This is a genomic window from Bacteroidales bacterium, from assembly GCA_035353855.1.
Lineage (GTDB): Bacteria > Bacteroidota > Bacteroidia > Bacteroidales > CG2-30-32-10 > DAOQAK01.
The window spans coordinates 1-17,528 of sequence record DAOQAK010000067.1; the positions used below are offsets into that span (position 1 = coordinate 1).

General features: G+C 33.0%; 16 protein-coding genes. 4 read left to right on the forward strand and 12 right to left on the reverse strand.

Annotated elements, in window-relative coordinates; translation table 11 throughout:
• Positions 1–291: 291 nt before the first annotated feature.
• The 5 genes from PKK00_13875 to PKK00_13895 form a co-directional block, all read right to left on the reverse strand.
• Positions 292–2,169 (reverse strand): tyrosine-type recombinase/integrase, encoded by a 1,878-nt coding sequence (locus PKK00_13875; GenBank protein ID HNW99490.1) that lies wholly within the window; start codon positions 2,167–2,169, stop codon positions 292–294.
• A 335-nt stretch (positions 2,170–2,504) separates the two neighbouring features.
• Positions 2,505–3,668 (reverse strand): FKBP-type peptidyl-prolyl cis-trans isomerase, encoded by a 1,164-nt coding sequence (locus tag PKK00_13880; GenBank protein ID HNW99491.1) that lies wholly within the window; start codon positions 3,666–3,668, stop codon positions 2,505–2,507.
• Between the two features lie 12 nt (positions 3,669–3,680).
• The gene (locus PKK00_13885) at positions 3,681–4,568 is read right to left on the reverse strand and encodes an FKBP-type peptidyl-prolyl cis-trans isomerase (protein HNW99492.1); all 888 of its coding nucleotides are present in this window, start codon (positions 4,566–4,568) and stop codon (positions 3,681–3,683) included.
• 6 nt (positions 4,569–4,574) lie between these two features.
• Entirely contained in the window at positions 4,575–5,102 is a 528-nt protein-coding gene (locus PKK00_13890; protein ID HNW99493.1) for an FKBP-type peptidyl-prolyl cis-trans isomerase, read from the reverse strand.
• A gap of 8 nt (positions 5,103–5,110) precedes the next feature.
• On the reverse strand, positions 5,111–6,124 hold the full coding sequence (locus PKK00_13895; GenBank protein ID HNW99494.1) for a bifunctional oligoribonuclease/PAP phosphatase NrnA: 1,014 nt from the start codon (positions 6,122–6,124) through the stop codon (positions 5,111–5,113).
• 89 nt (positions 6,125–6,213) lie between these two features.
• On the opposite strand from PKK00_13895, the gene ndk reads away from it, so the two are divergent.
• Positions 6,214–6,633, forward strand: a complete 420-nt coding sequence (gene ndk / locus PKK00_13900) for a nucleoside-diphosphate kinase (protein HNW99495.1) — start codon at positions 6,214–6,216, stop codon at positions 6,631–6,633.
• A gap of 4 nt (positions 6,634–6,637) precedes the next feature.
• Here the strand turns inward: ndk and PKK00_13905 are convergent, their stop codons facing one another.
• The 7 genes from PKK00_13905 to PKK00_13935 form a co-directional block, all read right to left on the reverse strand.
• The gene (locus PKK00_13905; GenBank protein ID HNW99496.1) at positions 6,638–7,159 is read right to left on the reverse strand and encodes a helix-turn-helix transcriptional regulator; all 522 of its coding nucleotides are present in this window, start codon (positions 7,157–7,159) and stop codon (positions 6,638–6,640) included.
• A gap of 595 nt (positions 7,160–7,754) precedes the next feature.
• The gene (locus PKK00_13910) at positions 7,755–9,479 is read right to left on the reverse strand and encodes a S8/S53 family peptidase (GenBank protein HNW99497.1); all 1,725 of its coding nucleotides are present in this window, start codon (positions 9,477–9,479) and stop codon (positions 7,755–7,757) included.
• Complete coding sequence (locus PKK00_13915; GenBank protein ID HNW99498.1) at positions 9,469–10,164, reverse strand: hypothetical protein; 696 nt, start codon at positions 10,162–10,164, stop codon at positions 9,469–9,471. The genes PKK00_13910 and PKK00_13915 overlap by 11 nt, the downstream gene beginning before the upstream one ends.
• A gap of 119 nt (positions 10,165–10,283) precedes the next feature.
• The gene (gene mnmA / locus PKK00_13920; GenBank protein HNW99499.1) at positions 10,284–11,369 is read right to left on the reverse strand and encodes a tRNA 2-thiouridine(34) synthase MnmA; all 1,086 of its coding nucleotides are present in this window, start codon (positions 11,367–11,369) and stop codon (positions 10,284–10,286) included.
• A gap of 8 nt (positions 11,370–11,377) precedes the next feature.
• The gene (locus PKK00_13925) at positions 11,378–12,094 is read right to left on the reverse strand and encodes a hypothetical protein (GenBank protein HNW99500.1); all 717 of its coding nucleotides are present in this window, start codon (positions 12,092–12,094) and stop codon (positions 11,378–11,380) included.
• Positions 12,095–12,142: 48 nt separating this feature from the next.
• Positions 12,143–12,721 (reverse strand): HAD family hydrolase, encoded by a 579-nt coding sequence (locus PKK00_13930; protein ID HNW99501.1) that lies wholly within the window; start codon positions 12,719–12,721, stop codon positions 12,143–12,145.
• Positions 12,722–12,763: 42 nt separating this feature from the next.
• Positions 12,764–13,333, reverse strand: a complete 570-nt coding sequence (locus PKK00_13935; protein ID HNW99502.1) for a D-sedoheptulose 7-phosphate isomerase — start codon at positions 13,331–13,333, stop codon at positions 12,764–12,766.
• Positions 13,334–13,414: 81 nt separating this feature from the next.
• Here PKK00_13935 and PKK00_13940 point away from each other — a divergent pair, with 81 nt between their 5' ends.
• The 3 genes from PKK00_13940 to PKK00_13950 all read left to right on the forward strand — a co-directional run bounded on the left by PKK00_13940 (position 13,415) and on the right by PKK00_13950 (position 17,125).
• Entirely contained in the window at positions 13,415–13,924 is a 510-nt protein-coding gene (locus PKK00_13940) for a hypothetical protein (protein ID HNW99503.1), read from the forward strand.
• Between the two features lie 96 nt (positions 13,925–14,020).
• Positions 14,021–15,982, forward strand: a complete 1,962-nt coding sequence (gene nagB, locus PKK00_13945) for a glucosamine-6-phosphate deaminase (GenBank protein HNW99504.1) — start codon at positions 14,021–14,023, stop codon at positions 15,980–15,982.
• A 117-nt stretch (positions 15,983–16,099) separates the two neighbouring features.
• A complete protein-coding gene (locus PKK00_13950; protein ID HNW99505.1) occupies positions 16,100–17,125 on the forward strand; it encodes an aminotransferase class V-fold PLP-dependent enzyme in 1,026 nt (341 codons plus the stop codon).
• The last annotated feature ends 403 nt before the right edge of the window (positions 17,126–17,528 follow it).

Consider the following 17,528-nt stretch of genomic DNA (forward strand, 5'->3'; position numbering starts at 1 on the left):
CTGGAATGTAGTTGCTTTATCAATAATCCTTAACCTTTTGAATTGTGCTTAACGTATGTGCTGCTGTATTGCTGCAATATCTACTTTAACGAGTCTGGTTATAGCAATACTATTTTGTCTTTGCAGCACACTTGTTTTTAATTATTTAAATTTTCTATTCATTCGTAAAAATAATAATTATTCACCAGGTTTTTTAAACATTTATTCAATTTTAAATTTTAGTTTTTCTTTTTAAGTTGTAGCAATTCATTTTTTCAATTTTAAATGATTGGTAAATAATTAAATAAAGTTTTATAAATCTAAATTATCTAATGGACTTTCTAATTGTTCCATCCCTTTCTTTGTAATATGTGTGTATATCTCTGTTGTCTTGCTTGACGAATGCCCCAGCAATGTCTGTATATACCTCAGGTCAGTGCCTCTTTCAAGCAAATGGGTTGCAAAACTATGCCGCAAAGTATGTACTGTTGCTTTTTTATTTATTCCTGCTTTTCTGCATGCTTCATGAAATATCGAGTTGATGCTGCTTTCCGAATATTGCCCTCCATCTTGCCCCTCAAACAGCCACACCTTTGGAGCATATAATTTCATATACTCATCCAAATAGAATAGCAATTTTTTTGAAAGCAAAGTATTCCTGTCCTTTTTCCCTTTAGCATCTTTAATAATAACAGCATTTCTTTCTTTGTCTATATCGTTAACCTTTAATTTTATCAATTCACTTCTTCGTAAACCTGCCGAATATATAGTAAGCAGTATGGTCTTATGCTTAATATTGTCAATATTGCTTATGATCCGCCTCACTTCTTCTTCGCTTAATACCGTTGGTAATAATTTTTCTTTAAACGGGCGGTCTATATAAATGTATGGAAGCTTTTCCATTTTCAGAACTTTTTCATAATAAAATTTTATTGCATTGATCACCTGGTTCTGGAACGATGATGAAACTTTTCTTTTTTCAACCAGGTACAGCAGGTATTCCTTAATTTCGTTCTCGGTTATACTTTCAAGCTCTTTCGTTTTGTAATAATTAATAAAATCACTGAAGGCTACTTTATAAGTGCGTTGGGTGTTTTCACTGTATCTTTTTATTTTAAGCTTTTCCAAATAGGCATCAGGAATTTTCCTGTCGTTCGTGTAATGTCGTTTCTCTTTAATTCCCCTGGGTTTCGATTTCCTTAAAGTACATTCAATTTCATAACCGAACCGGGAAAAGTAATTTTCAATTTCCGATTTGATATTGGCTGTATATGGAAACGACCAGTATTTTTCTTCTTTATGCCAAATGTAATATGGAAGTGTTTTTATTTTTGCAATATGCGCTTTTGCGAAAGGAAATCTTAAAATGATTTTCTTCTCATCAATTATATCCATTAATACAACACCGCCTTTTCGTAATGGCGCTCCTTCTTTTTTTAATTCCGGCTTCTCACTCCTGTCCTCCGAATCCCCATGTACTGTTTCTGAATTATTTTTATTTTCAGAAGTTATATCTTTTGAATTTTCATTTATATTTTTAGAATCAGAAAACTTAAACTTGAAGTTTGGATTTTGCACCTTAGGATTTGCTCTATTTTCATTTCTTTCATCCTCTGATTCCTCACCCCGGCTTGCAGAACAACATTCTGAATTCTTTCCATTTTCTAATTTTTGAATATTCGAAAATTCATCTTTGATCTTGGAAACAGGAAATTGAAACTTAGTGTTCGATGTTTGCAGCTTTGGATTTTCAGTATTTTCAATTATACCTTCGCTGCGACGGATCAACTTTTCACTTTTATCAAATTCAGTATTCTCATCCCGATGATCATCGTTACAACATTCTGAATTATTTTCATTTCTCATGCATGAATCCTGGATACCCTTTAAACCCTGAACCTCGCCACTATTCAACTTTCTATTATTTAAATTTTCATCTGTAATTTTTTCACTCCGCCGCGGTGGATCACTTTTTCTCTGTTCACTAATCACTGCAATATCTTTGAACAAGCTGAATAGTTCTTTGATTGTTTCCTTATTATCCGGCACATACCAGCTTTTATATGTTTTGCTGAACCTGGCATTCTTTATTTTTTTAACAACAGCAATAAGTTCCTCATCAAACGGGAACTTAACAAGCAGGCACTTTTCGTTGCGGTGCTCAACGTGTATGAGTTGTATTGTTTTCAATTAAATATAATATTGAAACAAAGGTTGTATATTTTAATATATATTACAAACGCTATTTTACAATTGGTAGGGTTTTGTTTATGGAAGGTAGGTTTGAGTTTATATTCGGTATAATATCAATTGTATTTATTTTTTAGTTCAATGACAAAAAATAAATTACAATGATTAATGCCGATGCTAAATGTATTTGGCACAATATGACAAGGTCAAAATTAGTTCTATTATAAATGGGTAATCGGTATAAGCTGATTTTTTAATTTCTCATTTTACATACTAAAAAAAAAGCCCGTCAAAAAAATGACAGGCTGTATTTTTTTTAATACTTGATAGCTCATTTATTTCACTTCAATAAGTTCAACATCGAATACAAGCGTTGATTTTGCAGGAATTGGGCCATAAGCATTTTCGCCATAACCTAACTGATAAGGAATTATTAATCTTGCTTTGGTGCCAGCTTTAAGTAAAGTAATCCCTTCGTCCCAGCCTTTAATTACTTGTCCTTGTCCTAGAACAATTTCTATGGGTGTACCCATTTCAACTGAAGAATCGAATAAACTTCCATCAAGGAAATAACCGGAATAATGCACCTTCACGGTTTTCCCGCTGGCTGCTTGTTCGCCTGTTCCTGCATTAACTATTATATATTTTAATCCCGATGCTGTTGTAAGGGTATCTTTCCCTGTAACATCATAAGGAACAGCATCAACTTTTTTCTCAGCCTTTAATATTTCAACATCAAAAATTAAATTTGATTTTGCAGGAATTGGTCCGCGTGCTACTTCGCCATATGCTAAGGTATATGGAATAAATAATTTTGCTTTATCGCCAACATGCAAACAGGTTATTCCTTCATCCCATCCTTTAATTACTTTTCCGCTTCCAATAGGAATAGTTATCGGTTCATCTCTGTCAACACTGGAATCAAATATTTTCCCATCTTCAAAATAGCCGGTATAATGCGCAGTAACATTCATTCCTGAATCTACTTTAATTCCCCTGCCCTTGCTTATTACAACATACTTTAAACCAGATGCAGTTGTAACGGTATCTTTTCCGGTGCAATCATAAGGATTGTTTACCGAAACAAGTTTTACTTCAAATATCAAAGTGGAATTAGCAGGTATCGATCCCATAGCGCTTTCACCATAACCTAATGCCGGCGGAATAGTTAATATAGCGCTGTCGCCTTCATGCATATAAGCAATGCCTTCTTCCCATCCTTTAATCACGCTTCCTGCTCCAATTGAAAATGAAATAGGTTTTCCTCTGCCATAGGAACTGTCGAAAACAGTATCATTTGTCAGCTTACCGGTATAATGTACGGCAACCTTGCTTCCAATTTTTGCTTGTGTGTTTTTAGAATTATATTTAAGAAATTTTATTTGTAATCCTGAAGCAGTTGTGTAAGTTAAATTTTCTTTTACTTTTTTCGGCAATTGAGCCATAGATATTTCAGAAGACATAATTAAACATATTAAAATTATTACCAGTTTTTTCATTTTATTTTTATTTTATTTTACAGTTACCAGTTCTACTTCAAATAAAAGCGGGGTGTATGGTTTTATCAAACCACCTGCACCTCTTGAACTATATGCAAGTTCTGAAGGGATAATAAATTTTGCTTTACCACCGGCTTTCATCAATAAAATACCTTCTTCCCAACCCGGGATCACTTCATTGTTGCCAATCACAAACTTAATAGGCTCGCGTCCTTCTGATGAATCGAAAATAGTTCCGTCAAGAAATTTACCGGTATAGTTTACTGTAACGGTTTGTCCTTTTACTGGTTTTACGCCTGTTCCTTTTGTTGTTTCTATATAATAAAGACCTGTTGCCGAAGGCTTAGCTGTAATTTTATTTTCTTTAATATATTCTTTAATAGTTTCAGGTTCTTTTGCTTTAAGCTCTTCTAACATTGCAGCATATTTTTCCTGTTTTAATTTCATTTCTTTTTCATAATCAGCTTTTTTCTGTATGCTTATCAGTTTCACATTAAACTTAAGCATAGTGCCGGCTTTAATAAATTCAGGTAAGGTTTTTAATCCTACATTTTTAAAATAAAAAGAATCAGCCGAAACAATAAACGAAGCGCTATCACCAACAGCCATCATTGCCAATCCTTCGCTGATATCACCATTATAATCAGGTTTCATAAGCATAAGCTTTGATGGTTCGGGAAGACTATCGCTTGTAAACAGCATGGAATCGTTTTTCTGGATACAATACGACATTTTCACGGTCATCACATCGCCTAATTCTGCTTTTTGTGCATCATCATTCTGAACATGAAATTTATAGAATAAACCCGTATCTGATTCCTTAAAACCGGAATATTTGGAACACGATGTCATAATGGTTGCAATTATTATAATTGCCAGGTAAAAAGTTTTTGTTTTCATATTTTATTATTTGATTTCTATTAATTCAACATCATAAACTAAAGTAGCTCTTTTAGGAATTTTCTTTTCATCACCCAGCAATCCGAAAGCCAGGTGAGAAGGAATAATGAATTTTGCTCTATCGCCTACTCTCATTAATAAGATACCCTCTTCCAGTCCGCTTATCTCATTACTTTTTCCAATAACAAATTGTTTTGTTCCATCATCTTTCGAGTTGTAACAAACATCACCGGTAATAAGTTTCACTTCAAATGATATTTTAGCAATTTTACCGGCTTCAGCTTTAATACCATTCCCATTTTTATAAATGCAATAATGCAATCCTGTTCCTGTTTTTTTCATATTCCATTTATAACGCGATATGAAATTTTCAATTTCCTCCTGTTCATTTTTTACTAACTGCTTATTAGCATTAGCTAAAGGGGTTTTCAGGGAATCTGTATAAATGATTTTGACCTTTTCTTTTTTGCTTCCTCCACAGGAAGCCAATATGCAAATAAAGAACAGCATTAATATTGAAAAGGTTTTATTCACAGTTCTATTTATTTTTTTATTATCACCGGTAATAGTTTTTCAAAATTATCCAAAGTTTCCGGTATACTTGTATAACTATATCCTCCTGAAGCATTATGATGCCCGCCACCATCGTAATATTTCCGGGCAATTTCATTAACATCTACTTTGCCTTTGGAACGAAAAGAAATCTTTATATTTTCATTTCGTTCAATAAAAAACACTGCCATTTCAATACCTTTTATCGACAATGCATAATTTACAACACCTTCTGAATCGCCAGTCTGATAGTTATATTTTTCCAGGTCTTCTTTAGTTAAGCTAATATATGCTGTTTGATATTCAGGGAAAACCTTCATTTTATCACTCAGACAAAAACCTAATAAGCGCATCCTGTTCTCGGTAAAAGTATCGTAAACCAGCCTGTGAATCCTTTCTCCGTCAATCCCTAATTTAAACAACTCGGCAGTAATGTTATACATTTTTACATGGTTGCATGAATAACTGAAAGAACCGGTATCGGTTACCATTCCAACATAAATACATTCAGCTATTGCTTTATCAATATCATTTATTTTTCCAAGAGATTCTATTAATTCCCATACAATTTCAGAAGTTGAAGAAACGTTATGATCAGAATATGAATAGTCAGTAAAAACAGTTGGTTCCAAATGATGGTCGATAAGGAATTTTATGGCTTTTGAATTTTTATAAGCGTCAACTAAGCCATCCAACCTGTTAACATTATTAAAGTCTAAACAAAAAATAACTTCAGCATTTGATATGACCTTTTCACTTTCGGAAAGATTGGAATCTGTAATTAAAATTTTATCACAGCAAGGCATCCATTTAAGAAAGGAAGGAATTTCATTTGGAATAATAACACTAACCTCATATTTTTCTTTTACCAGAAGGCAATATAGCGCAAGCGAAGCGCCAACAGCATCACCATCAGGGTTTACATGAGACACGATAGTAATTTTCCTGTTCTCTTTTAATGCTTTCGCTACGTTATTTACAAATCCTTTATCCAATATTTTCATTTTTAAGAGCTGCAAATTTATTAAATAATATGTTGAATAAAAGATATTATTTACATATATTAGCAAATTGTATTTAAAAATTATTAATTATGGCAGGAAATAAGACTTTTACAATCATTAAGCCATTTGCTGTAAGACATGGTTACATCGGTCCTATACTCGCAAAAATTAACGATGCAGGCTTTCGTATATCTGCAATGAAATTTATACATCTACGTATAGAAGAAGCCAAAGCATTTTATGCAGTTCATAAAGAAAGACCTTTCTTTGAACCATTAGTTTCTTTTATGGCCTCAGGTCCTATTGTTGTAGCTATTCTTGAAAAAGAAAATGCAGTAGAAGATTACAGAAAATTAATTGGAGCTACCAACCCTGCTGAAGCAGCCGAAGGAACAATAAGAAAACTTTTTGGTACCAATTTACAGGCTAATGCTGTTCATGGTTCTGACTGCGATGAAAATGCTATTAATGAATGTAATTTCTTTTTCTCTCAAAGAGAAAGGTTTTAATAGCTTACTCCAGTTTGTATTCAGCACAGGTTTTGTCGGAATAAAATATAATTATTCTCTCTATTTTACGTGGTAAGGCTTTTGTTTCTACTGAAGGTTTTTTGGTTTCTCTTAATATTTCTGATACCTGTTTTACTTTTTTCACTGGTTCAGGTTTTTTATCAGAAATATCATTTTCATTAACTATAGCATTATCATCTTGAATTTCAGAAGTATGTTCATTAATTTCAGTAAATATATCGCTTTCAGGATTGATTATTTGCTCATTTACTTTAGTTTTTCCGTTTTTATCATCAATATCGCTAAACAAGTCCTGTTCTTTATAAATACTTCCTTTACCAAATATTAACCAATCGTAATTAATATCAGGAAATCGTTTTATTATTTTTTGGATAAAATCAAGACTCGGGTTATTTCTTCCGGAAATAATATGAGAAATACTTGAGCGTTGCACACCAATTTCATCAGCAAATTTTGAAGCTGAAATATTTTTTGTCTTTAATATTAATTGTATACGTTCATTCATAAAATTGGAATTAATTCACAAATGTATTTAAAATATTGTTTACATATATAACTTTTAATAATTTACATTTGTATTAATATCTGACAATAATATATGCTATGAATTTATATTTCAAATAATATCATTTATAATATTGTATATCATATATATATAATATTATAAAATATTTATTATATTAAGTATCATAATATATATAACTACCATTTTATATAATGTTATTCAAAGTACTGATTATTAATTTTATATAATAAATATAAATGCTACATTTTATTATAATTTACATATTTAATGGATAATACAATATTAATTAAATTTTATTGTGTAAAATTTACAATACGATACATTTTATACACTATTAAATTTGGTTTACAAATGTGCTTTTTTTTGTTTTCACATCGATTAATTATAAAGAAATTAAATAATCGTCATTTCTTCTTTAACCCATTTTAGAATTTAAGAAAAAGGAACAAGTAATAATTATTTTATATAAAGGATGTTTTGAAATATGAAAACTAAAAAGATCAACAGAAAAATCATTACCCTACCCTTTTTAGCAATATTAATTGAAAAATAAGAAATAAAATGGAGGAAAATATTATCTAACTTTCTGAAGCTTACATGTATATACCGAATTATCCGAGTAAATACGAATAATATATAGTCCTTTACTAAATGCTGATAAACCATCAACCGAAAAGTAATTATATCCTAAATCGCGTTTAATTTCGGTTTTCGATACAAGCTTTTTCCCTGTAATATCAAATATGTCAATATTAATGTCTTTGGTTATACTTGATAAGAACAGTATATATACAACATCATCAAAAGGATTGGGAAAAACATTAGCAAAATTCTCATTATCTATATTATGAATTGGATTTCCTGCAAGAATGAAGTTTGCAGCAGCAAAATTGGGTATACCATATCCTAATAAACTGTCAGGATTTTCATATTGATTTGCACTCTGAGATATTGCATCAATAATGACCATATTACCTGCATCCGGGTTAGCCTGCCACAAACATGCTGTTGCTCCGGCAATTACAGGCGAAGCAAAAGAAGTTCCATTACCCGATGAAACATTATTGCCGCCGGCAGTTGAGGCAAAGTAAGTACCATAACCCTGAGCGGATACAGTTGGTTTTAACCTTTTATCAAAGCTTGGACCTGTAGAGCTAAACGAAACATACTTATCTTTATTATCTACTGCGCCAACAGTTAGAATACTATCTGCATCAGCAGGTGCACCTATATAATGCCATGACTGTGTTCCGGAGTTTCCGGCTGCATTACATACAATTATTCCTTTACTTGCAGCAATGTCGGCTGCTATTGTTGCAGGAGCAGTATTCCCGTCCATATCATGATAAGAGTGATTCATCCACGACTGATCAAATGTAGTATAACCAAGCGATGAATTAATAATGTCAGCTCCTACACTATCAGCAAATTCAGCAGCAGATGCCCAGTTGTATTCTTCAATTATATTTTCCGAAGGGGCATCTTCAGAACGCAGCAACCAGTAATTTGCTTTTGGTGCAGTACCTATGAGTTTTCCGGGAAGGTTCCCTCCCATTATTGAAAGAACCATCATTCCATGAGTGCTGATATCGGAAGCAAAAATATTACTTCCTGGAGATACAAAATCTTTGTATCCTAAAATCTGATCATTCATCCATAAACTGTCGAATGCAGCCATAGTATCAGCATGAAAGAACCCGGCATCAATAACAGCAATTGTCATATTTTGTCCGTAATAACCATGACTATGAAGATAGTCAAGCCCAATCATTGAAACCTGGTTATATGATTTCCCATATTCATTAGTAAAATATTTTTGAGATACCGGAACCTCATCAGATAACGTATTTTTTCTGCTTAAATCAACGGCGCTTATTAATTTTTCAGGAATAATTGATTTCTGTTTGATTTTATTAATTCTGGCAATACTGTCAATACTTTGAACAAAAGGAAAAGAATGAATTTTAATCAATGCCATTGAATCGGTAGTATATATTGTAACACTGTTAAACCATTTTGAACTGCAAATCAAAGTAACTCCAGTATTTCTGATACTGTCAATATAAGCAGGTGTAACAGGCAGATCATTATTTGCATAAGCTATTCCCTGTTTTATCCTGCGTTCAATTGCTTTTCCGGAAAGGAACTGTGATGGATCAGACAATGAATAAGGCGAATTATTTTTATCAGTAAATTTTATAAGGTATTTATGTGGAGCAAGCTGAGCAAATATTTCAGTTGAAATAAATGTTATGGCAAGAATACAAAAAGTTTTTTTTATATAAGGATTAATTGCCATAAGAAATGATTTTATAGCTGTAATCCTTTCCTGATAAAATTTCATGAGTTACAATATCAAAAGTTACTGACCTATATCGCTTATATATTAAACCAATATTACGGGCAAATATTTCATACTGAAACTGGGCTTCAATAAGATTATTGGTATCCGATGCTTGAATTACAGTTAATGTAGAATCGTATAAAATCCCATTTATAGTTGCAGGTACATCAATATCATCATATTCGTATTCTGCTTCACCTATAGTGTTAAACGCGTTGCCATTCCATGTTGTGTTTTTAGAAACAGGAAATACCAATTTTATAAAACGATTGTTTTCTTCAACTTTTTCGGCAGTTGCTGAGGTAAGGTTCATTGTCCAAACATCATTTATAAACCAATCGGTAGTGTCGTTTAATTTTTTATAACGTTCAAGCCGTTGAGTAAGCCTTCCTTCGTTATCATAAAATTCCGATTCAATAATTTCTTTTATTTTATAATTATAAGTACGTTCATGCAACGAGTCGTTAATATTATAAAAATCGTCCCATACTGTTGAATCTACTTCATACATTACCCAATGCCCTACATTTACCGGGAAATAAGAATAACCAACATCTACCGAAGTTTCTGTATCTTTTTTGCATGAGATTTCAAAAACAAAAAAGAAAAAAATAAATACTAAAGGAAAATACTTTTTCATGCAAATTACCGGCAATAATTAATAATACAAATATAATTAATTTTAAAGCAGAATGCTATGCCATGAATAAAAGAAATTAAGAATGGAATGTTTAATATCAGAAGATTTAATGATTTTTATCAAACGATGACTCCACCGCCAACAACATCTTTGCCTTCATAGAAAACAGCAGATTGTCCGGGGGCAATTGCATTTACATTTCCCATGAATTCAATGTCAATAAAATCATGTTGCTGCTTTAAACGACTAACAGTACCGTGGTCTTTGTATCTTATTTTTGTAATTACCTCAATGTTCTCAGGGATATTTTCATATTTAATGAGATTGTAATTTTTTACTTTCAACGAGGTTTTTATCAATTCATCTTTAGTGCCCAGCACAATGATATTTTTATCGGGAATAATTTCAATGACATACATTGGTGTACCTGTAGCAATATTAAGCCCTTTGCGTTGTCCAATCGTATAAAAAGGATACCCTTTATGTTTGCCTATTACTTTTCCATTAGTGGAAATATAATTACCTCCATTGTATTTTTCTTTCAGCCCGGGAATTCTATATTCGAGAAATGAACGATAATCATCGTCGGGGATAAAACAAATTTCATAACTTTCGCTTTTATCGGAAAGGTTATCAAATCCTGATTTTCTTGCTAATGATTTAATATCTGTTTTTGTGATGTTCCCCAAAGGGAATATAGTCCGGGAAAGAAACGATTGTTTAAGCCCCCATAAAACATATGATTGATCTTTTAATTCATCAATACCTTTTGATAAAACAAATCTTTTATTTTCTTCGCGTACACATGCATAATGCCCGGTAGCAATATAATCGCAGGAGGTAGCATCAGCCTTATTTAGTAATAATTCCCATTTTATAAAAGTATTGCATAACACACAAGGGTTAGGTGTGTGCCCAACAAGGTATTCGTCAATAAAATTGCTAACTATTTTTTTTTCAAACTCTTCACGAACATCAAGAACAAAATGCTTGAATCCCATTCTTACAGCAACTTGCCGGGCATCATTAATTGAATCCAGGCTGCAGCATCCGGTTTCTTTATGTTTACTTCCCGAAGAAGAATAGTCCCAAGTTTTAAGCGTAAAACCAATCACTTCATAACCCTGTTCATGAAGCATTAATGCAGCAACGGAGCTATCCACTCCGCCACTCATAGCCACCAACACTCTTCCTTTTTGCGACACAGTGATTTTTATTTTTTCTCAACAGGTTTTAATTCTTCTGACTTTAAAAGGTCGCCATTATCATAAGTCTCTTTTAAAATACCTTGCCCCTTTTCATTGAATTGCATCCAAACGCCATCTTTAAGGCTTTTCTTGTATACCCCGGTATAAAATACCCCCCCTTCAGGAAAATAGTATTTAAATATTCCTTCCATTTTATTTTTAATATATTTTCCTTCCAGTTTTATTTTACCATCGGAATAATATTGTTTCCAGGGACCATTCAGGGTATCATTAACCCATGATTTTTGCTCATCAAGTACACCATCACTGTAATAAGTTTTCCATACACCTACCCAAATTCCTTTCCTGTAGTGTTCTTCGGCACATAAGGTATCATTTTCTCCGTAATATTTCCAGAGGCTATCTTTTTTTGTATCATAATAAAAACCTTCTGCTCTTAATTTCCCTTTATCATTATAAATTGAAGTTGATGAAAATTTTCCATTTTGCGAGTAAAATGACTTTGCTTTTATTGCACCATTTCCATGATAATATATAAATTGCCCGGTAGGGATATTATTTACAAAACGACCTTCATATTTCAATGTATCATTTACATACTTTTTCCAATACCCTTGTTTTTTTCCTTTAGCATCAACCTTATTTAAAGTATCAATTACCTGGGAGAAAATGAATGCCGGGCTAAAGAGCAGTAAAAACAGAATAATTATATTTTTTTTCATAATGATTTTTTTATAACATTATTATAAACTGAAATACTTTATAATTTATTATTGCAAATTAATGAATTTTTCGGAAAAAGTTTTCAAATCAGGAAAAAGATAATTTACTATTTCATGATTTTTTTTAGCTATTTCTGCTTCATCACTTATTAAGATGTTACACATACCTGCACGATGACCAAATTCCATATCACTCAATGAGTCGCCTGCCATTACTGATTTTTTTAAATCGATCTCGGGAAAATCTTTCTTAGCCTGCAAAGCCATACCCACATTAGGTTTGCGTGTGTGATGATTACTTTCTTTCAGGAAAGGAGAAAAATAAACTGCATCAACTCTTCCGCCAAACTTTTCTATTTCCGAAATCATGTTGGAATGAATCTTTAACAAATCCGTTTCGGTCATGTATCCTTTTCCAATTCCCTGTTGATTTGTAACAATAATTATTTTTCCAAAAACAGAAGAAAAAACTTTTAAAGCCTCGAGCACTCCGTGAAGGAATTCAAACTGATTCCATTCCAGAACATAATTATCAGGGATGCGTTTATTTATCACACCATCCCTGTCGAGAAACAATGTCCAGCTTTTATCAATATTTTTAAATAAGTTCACGCTGTGCTTTTTCATAATCTTCAGGAATTCCAACTACAGGCAATATCGTTTTTCTGATTATTTAGGGAATAAAGTTTTTTCAACAATTTCACAGATAATATGCCCCAGCATAATATGTGCTTCCTGTATTCGTGGTGTATCCGTTGAAGGAACATTAATCAAATAACAACTATGATTTTTCATTTTACCGCCGGTTTCGCCTGTAAAGCCAATGGTGCGCATTCCCAGTTCAGTAGCAGCTTTCATAGCATTAACAATATTTTCGGAATTACCTGATGTAGAAATCCCAACCAATATATCTCCTTTTTTTCCCTGCGCTTTTACAGCACGTTCATAAACTTTTGCAAATGAATAATCGTTTCCGACAGCAGTAAGAAAACTGGTGTTCACATGCAAAGCCTCTGATGGCAAGGGTTCGCGGTCGTAATAAAAACGTCCTGAGAATTCGGCTGCAAGGTGTTGCGCATCAGCTGCACTGCCTCCATTACCGCAAAATAAAACTTTATTGCCGTTTTTAAAAGCAACAATAATTTCATCAGCCGCTATCTGAACTGTGCGAAGCAATTCCTTGTTATGTAAAATTTTTTCTTTTAAAGCTATGGAATTTTGAATGGCTTTGCTAATCATGATATAGTGAATTGATTTGCTAAATTAATAAAATGTATTGAATGAATAAAAATTTAGCGGTAAACTTTAAAACTGCTAATTATGAAAATAAGAGAGATAATTTTATCAGTAATTGGATTTATAATAAGTTTTATATTAGGAATGTTTGTTATGGAAATAAAAATATGGATTATAGAAAACTACAAATTATTAGTATTCTTTGTCGGTTTATTTTGTTTTGCTTTAGCAATAATATCAATGTTTGTGAGAAGCACAATAAAGCAGGAATTAAAAGATGGTTTTTCAATATGCAATGATAAAATAAATGATGTGAGTAAACTTAGTAATCAGATTATTGAAAATAATAAAATTAATAATGAAAATTATAATATACACTATCGTATTACAAGAGAAATAATAATTCCTTCATTATTCAATACCGAAAATAATAAACAAATACTTGCTAAATCTTTACTAAATGTAGGATTTAGAAAAGATGAATTAATAAAGTTCGGAATTGATGATGAAATAATAAAAATCTTTGAATTAATTTATCTCGAAAACGAAGCAAATAAATTAAAACAAAATGAAATCACACCAAATAAGGGATAAGTGCGTAATTATTTTATAAAAATATAAAAATGTTTAACTTTGAAATGTTATATCTAAAACGAATTAGGTAAATTTTGTAAAGCAAAAATAAATAACATGACCGCTTACATTTATAAGACAAATTATTCATATTTATTACAGCATGGCTTAAACCCCGATGAGTTTGTTACCCGTAATGAAAAATTACCTGTTACTATATTTTCCAATGCTGAAGAAGCATCATTAGCTGTTGCTGCTGAAATAGCTTCACTTATCAAGCAACGGCAAACCAAAAAAAAACATTGTGTTTTAGGATTAGCAACCGGTTCATCGCCTATTAAAGTTTATGAAGAACTTGTTCGCTTGCATCAAAAAGAAGGATTGAGTTTTAAAAATGTAATCACATTTAACCTGGATGAGTACTACCCTATTCATCACGAATCGTTGCAAAGTTACCATCGCTTTATGCGTGAATACCTTTTCAACCATATTGATATAATGCCCGAAAATATTCATATTCCCGATGGCAGAATAAAAAAAGAAAAACTTCCGGAATACTGCCGGAGTTACGACCATCTTATTGAAAGCTGCGGTGGTATTGATATTCAGCTTTTAGGAATTGGAAGAACAGGGCATATCGGTTTTAACGAACCCGGTTCACATATTAATTCACCAACACGAATCATCACACTCGACCATCTTACACGCACCGATGCTTCGAGTGATTTCTTCGGCGAAGAGAATGTTCCGCGCATGGCAATTACCATGGGTGTGGGTAGTATTATGAAAGCGAAGAAGATCATTCTTCTGGCATGGGGCGAAGGTAAAGCACCCATTATTCGCAAGGCTGTTGAAGGTCCTGTAACGGATAGCGTTCCCACAACTTATTTACAGAATCATCCAAACACCAGGGTAATCCTTGACCTTGCCGCTTCTGCAGAACTCACAAGAATTAAAACGCCATGGCTCGTAGGCTCGTGTAAATGGAACGACAGGCTTGTACGCAAAGCTGTGGTATGGTTATGTCAGCAACAACAGAAACCCATTTTAAAACTTACCGACCGCGATTATAATGATAACGGAATGAGCGACCTTGTTGCTGAACAAGGCCCATCGAATAAAATAAATATTAAAGTTTTCAACGACCTTCAGCATACCATTACCGGATGGCCAGGTGGCAAGCCAAATGCAGATGATTCTACACGACCTGAAAGAGCGCTTCCATATCCCAAGCGTGTTGTTGTTTTTAGCCCGCATCCCGATGATGATGTGATTTCAATGGGTGGCACACTTACGCGCCTGGTTGAACAGGGACACATTGTTCACACTGCATATCAAACTTCAGGGAACATTGCCGTGTTTGATGATGATGTGCTTCGTTACCTTGATTTTGCAAGAGAATACAAAAGTATATTCCATCAGAAAGGAAATGATGCTGAAAAAATTTTTAAAGATATTCAGCATTACTTTAAAAATAAAAAACCCGGACAGGTTGATTCAAAAGAAATTCAGCAGGTGAAATCAGCCATCAGGTGCGGCGAAGCAAAAGCTGCAATGCGTTACATTGGAGTACCTGAAGAAAGAGTTCATTTCTTAAATCTTCCATTTTATGAAACAGGAAAAGTAAAAAAGAAACCTCTTGGTAAAGAAGATGTAAAGATCATTATTGATTTGCTTCAACAAATCAAACCTCATCAAATCTATGCAGCAGGCGATTTATCAGACCCGCATGGCACCCATCGTGTATGTATGAACGCTTTGCTCGAAGCACTTTACCAATTAAAAGATGAAGACTGGTTAAAAGAATGTTATATCTGGCTTTATCGCGGGGCATGGCAAGAATGGGATATTGACCAGACAGACATGGCAGTACCATTGAGTCCTGAAGAAGTTCACATAAAGCGTAATGCCATTTTCAAACATCAGTCGCAAAAAGACAGACCGCTTTTCCCGGGCATCGACAGCCGCGAATTCTGGCAACGTGCCGAAGAACGCAATCACGATACAGCTAAACTATATGATAAGTTGGGAATGGCCGAATATGAAGCCATCGAAGTATTTGTAAAATATCAACTATAGAAATTAAAGCGAAATATAATTCGTCAAGATTCAGTATAATTTTTATTTTCATTTTCGAAAAGTAATTTTAAATACAAAAGAGTTTAACTTTGCTTATACAATTTTAAAATTCTTTTTATGTACAGTTTCGAGAACGATTATTGCGAAGGTTGTCATCCCGGCATTTTAGAAAAGTTATTACAAACCAATCTGGAGCAACAGGAAGGTTACGGCGACGATGAATATTCCAAGCAAGCCAAAGAACTCATCAAACAAAAAATAAAGAATCCGAATGCCGATATTCATTTTGTATCGGGCGGAACACAAGCTAATCTGATTGTTATTTCAGCAGCTTTACGTCCTCACGAATCGGTAGTTTGCGCAAATACAGGTCATATCAACACCCACGAAGCCGGCGCTATTGAAGCAACCGGACATAAAATAAATTTCATAAACAGTAACGACGGGAAAGTTCGCGTTAACGATGTTCAGGCAATTTTAGATGAACATGTTACTGTTCCGCATATGGTAAAACCCAAAATGATTTATATTTCTAATTCTACTGAAGTTGGAACTATTTATAAGAAACAGGAATTGCTGGAACTATATACCTTCTGTAAAAATAAAGGATTGTATTTATTTATGGATGGCGCCAGGCTGGGCTCGGCATTGTGCGCTTGCGACAACGATGTTACCTTAGTTGATACAGCAAAACTTACCGATATTTTTTATATAGGCGGAACAAAAAACGGTGCTTTAATTGGCGAAGCAATTGTTATTACTAACGAAAAACTAAAAGAAGATTTTGGTTTTCATTTGAAACAAAGAGGAGCATTGATTGCAAAAGGCAGATTGCTGGGTATACAATTCCTTGAATTATTTAAAGAAGATTTATTCTTCACTCTGGCAACACATGCCAACGCTATGACCATGAAAATCACCAATGTCATTAAAGAAAAAGGATTTTCGTTTTTAACTGAATCAACCTCGAATCAAATTTTCCCTATTCTTCCGAATAAAGCCATTGACGCGTTATTGAAGAAGTATCAGTTTTTTGTTTGGCAAAAAATGGATAAAGAAAATTCCGCAATACGAATTGTAACATCATGGGCAACGAATGAGAATGTGGTGGAGCAATTTATTGGAGATATTCAAGCCTTATAATTGACTTATGTCATGCCGAATGTAATGAGGCATCTAATAGATTCATCGCTTCGCTCTGAATGACAAAGGTTATATTTACACATTGTACGCGCGGTCAGTAAGAGCCGTCAAGCATATGCGAGACGAGTCGAAGACGTGGGTAAGAAAAAAAAATGATTAAATGTTTTTGTATGGTGTTAAAAGAAATTATATTTGTTTGTGCTTTAATTAAAAAATATAAATGTGAAGCATTCTAACAAACATAGACAGGATGCTATACTTTTATTACCGCAATATACTAGTTAGCGGTCATTGTAAAAAGACAGAACTTAAATATAAATTTGCAATTCGACTTTTTTAAAAAATAAGTTTTGTCTTAACCCCCTATAAGTTAGACATATTTTTCAAAAGAGTTTAGGTTTTT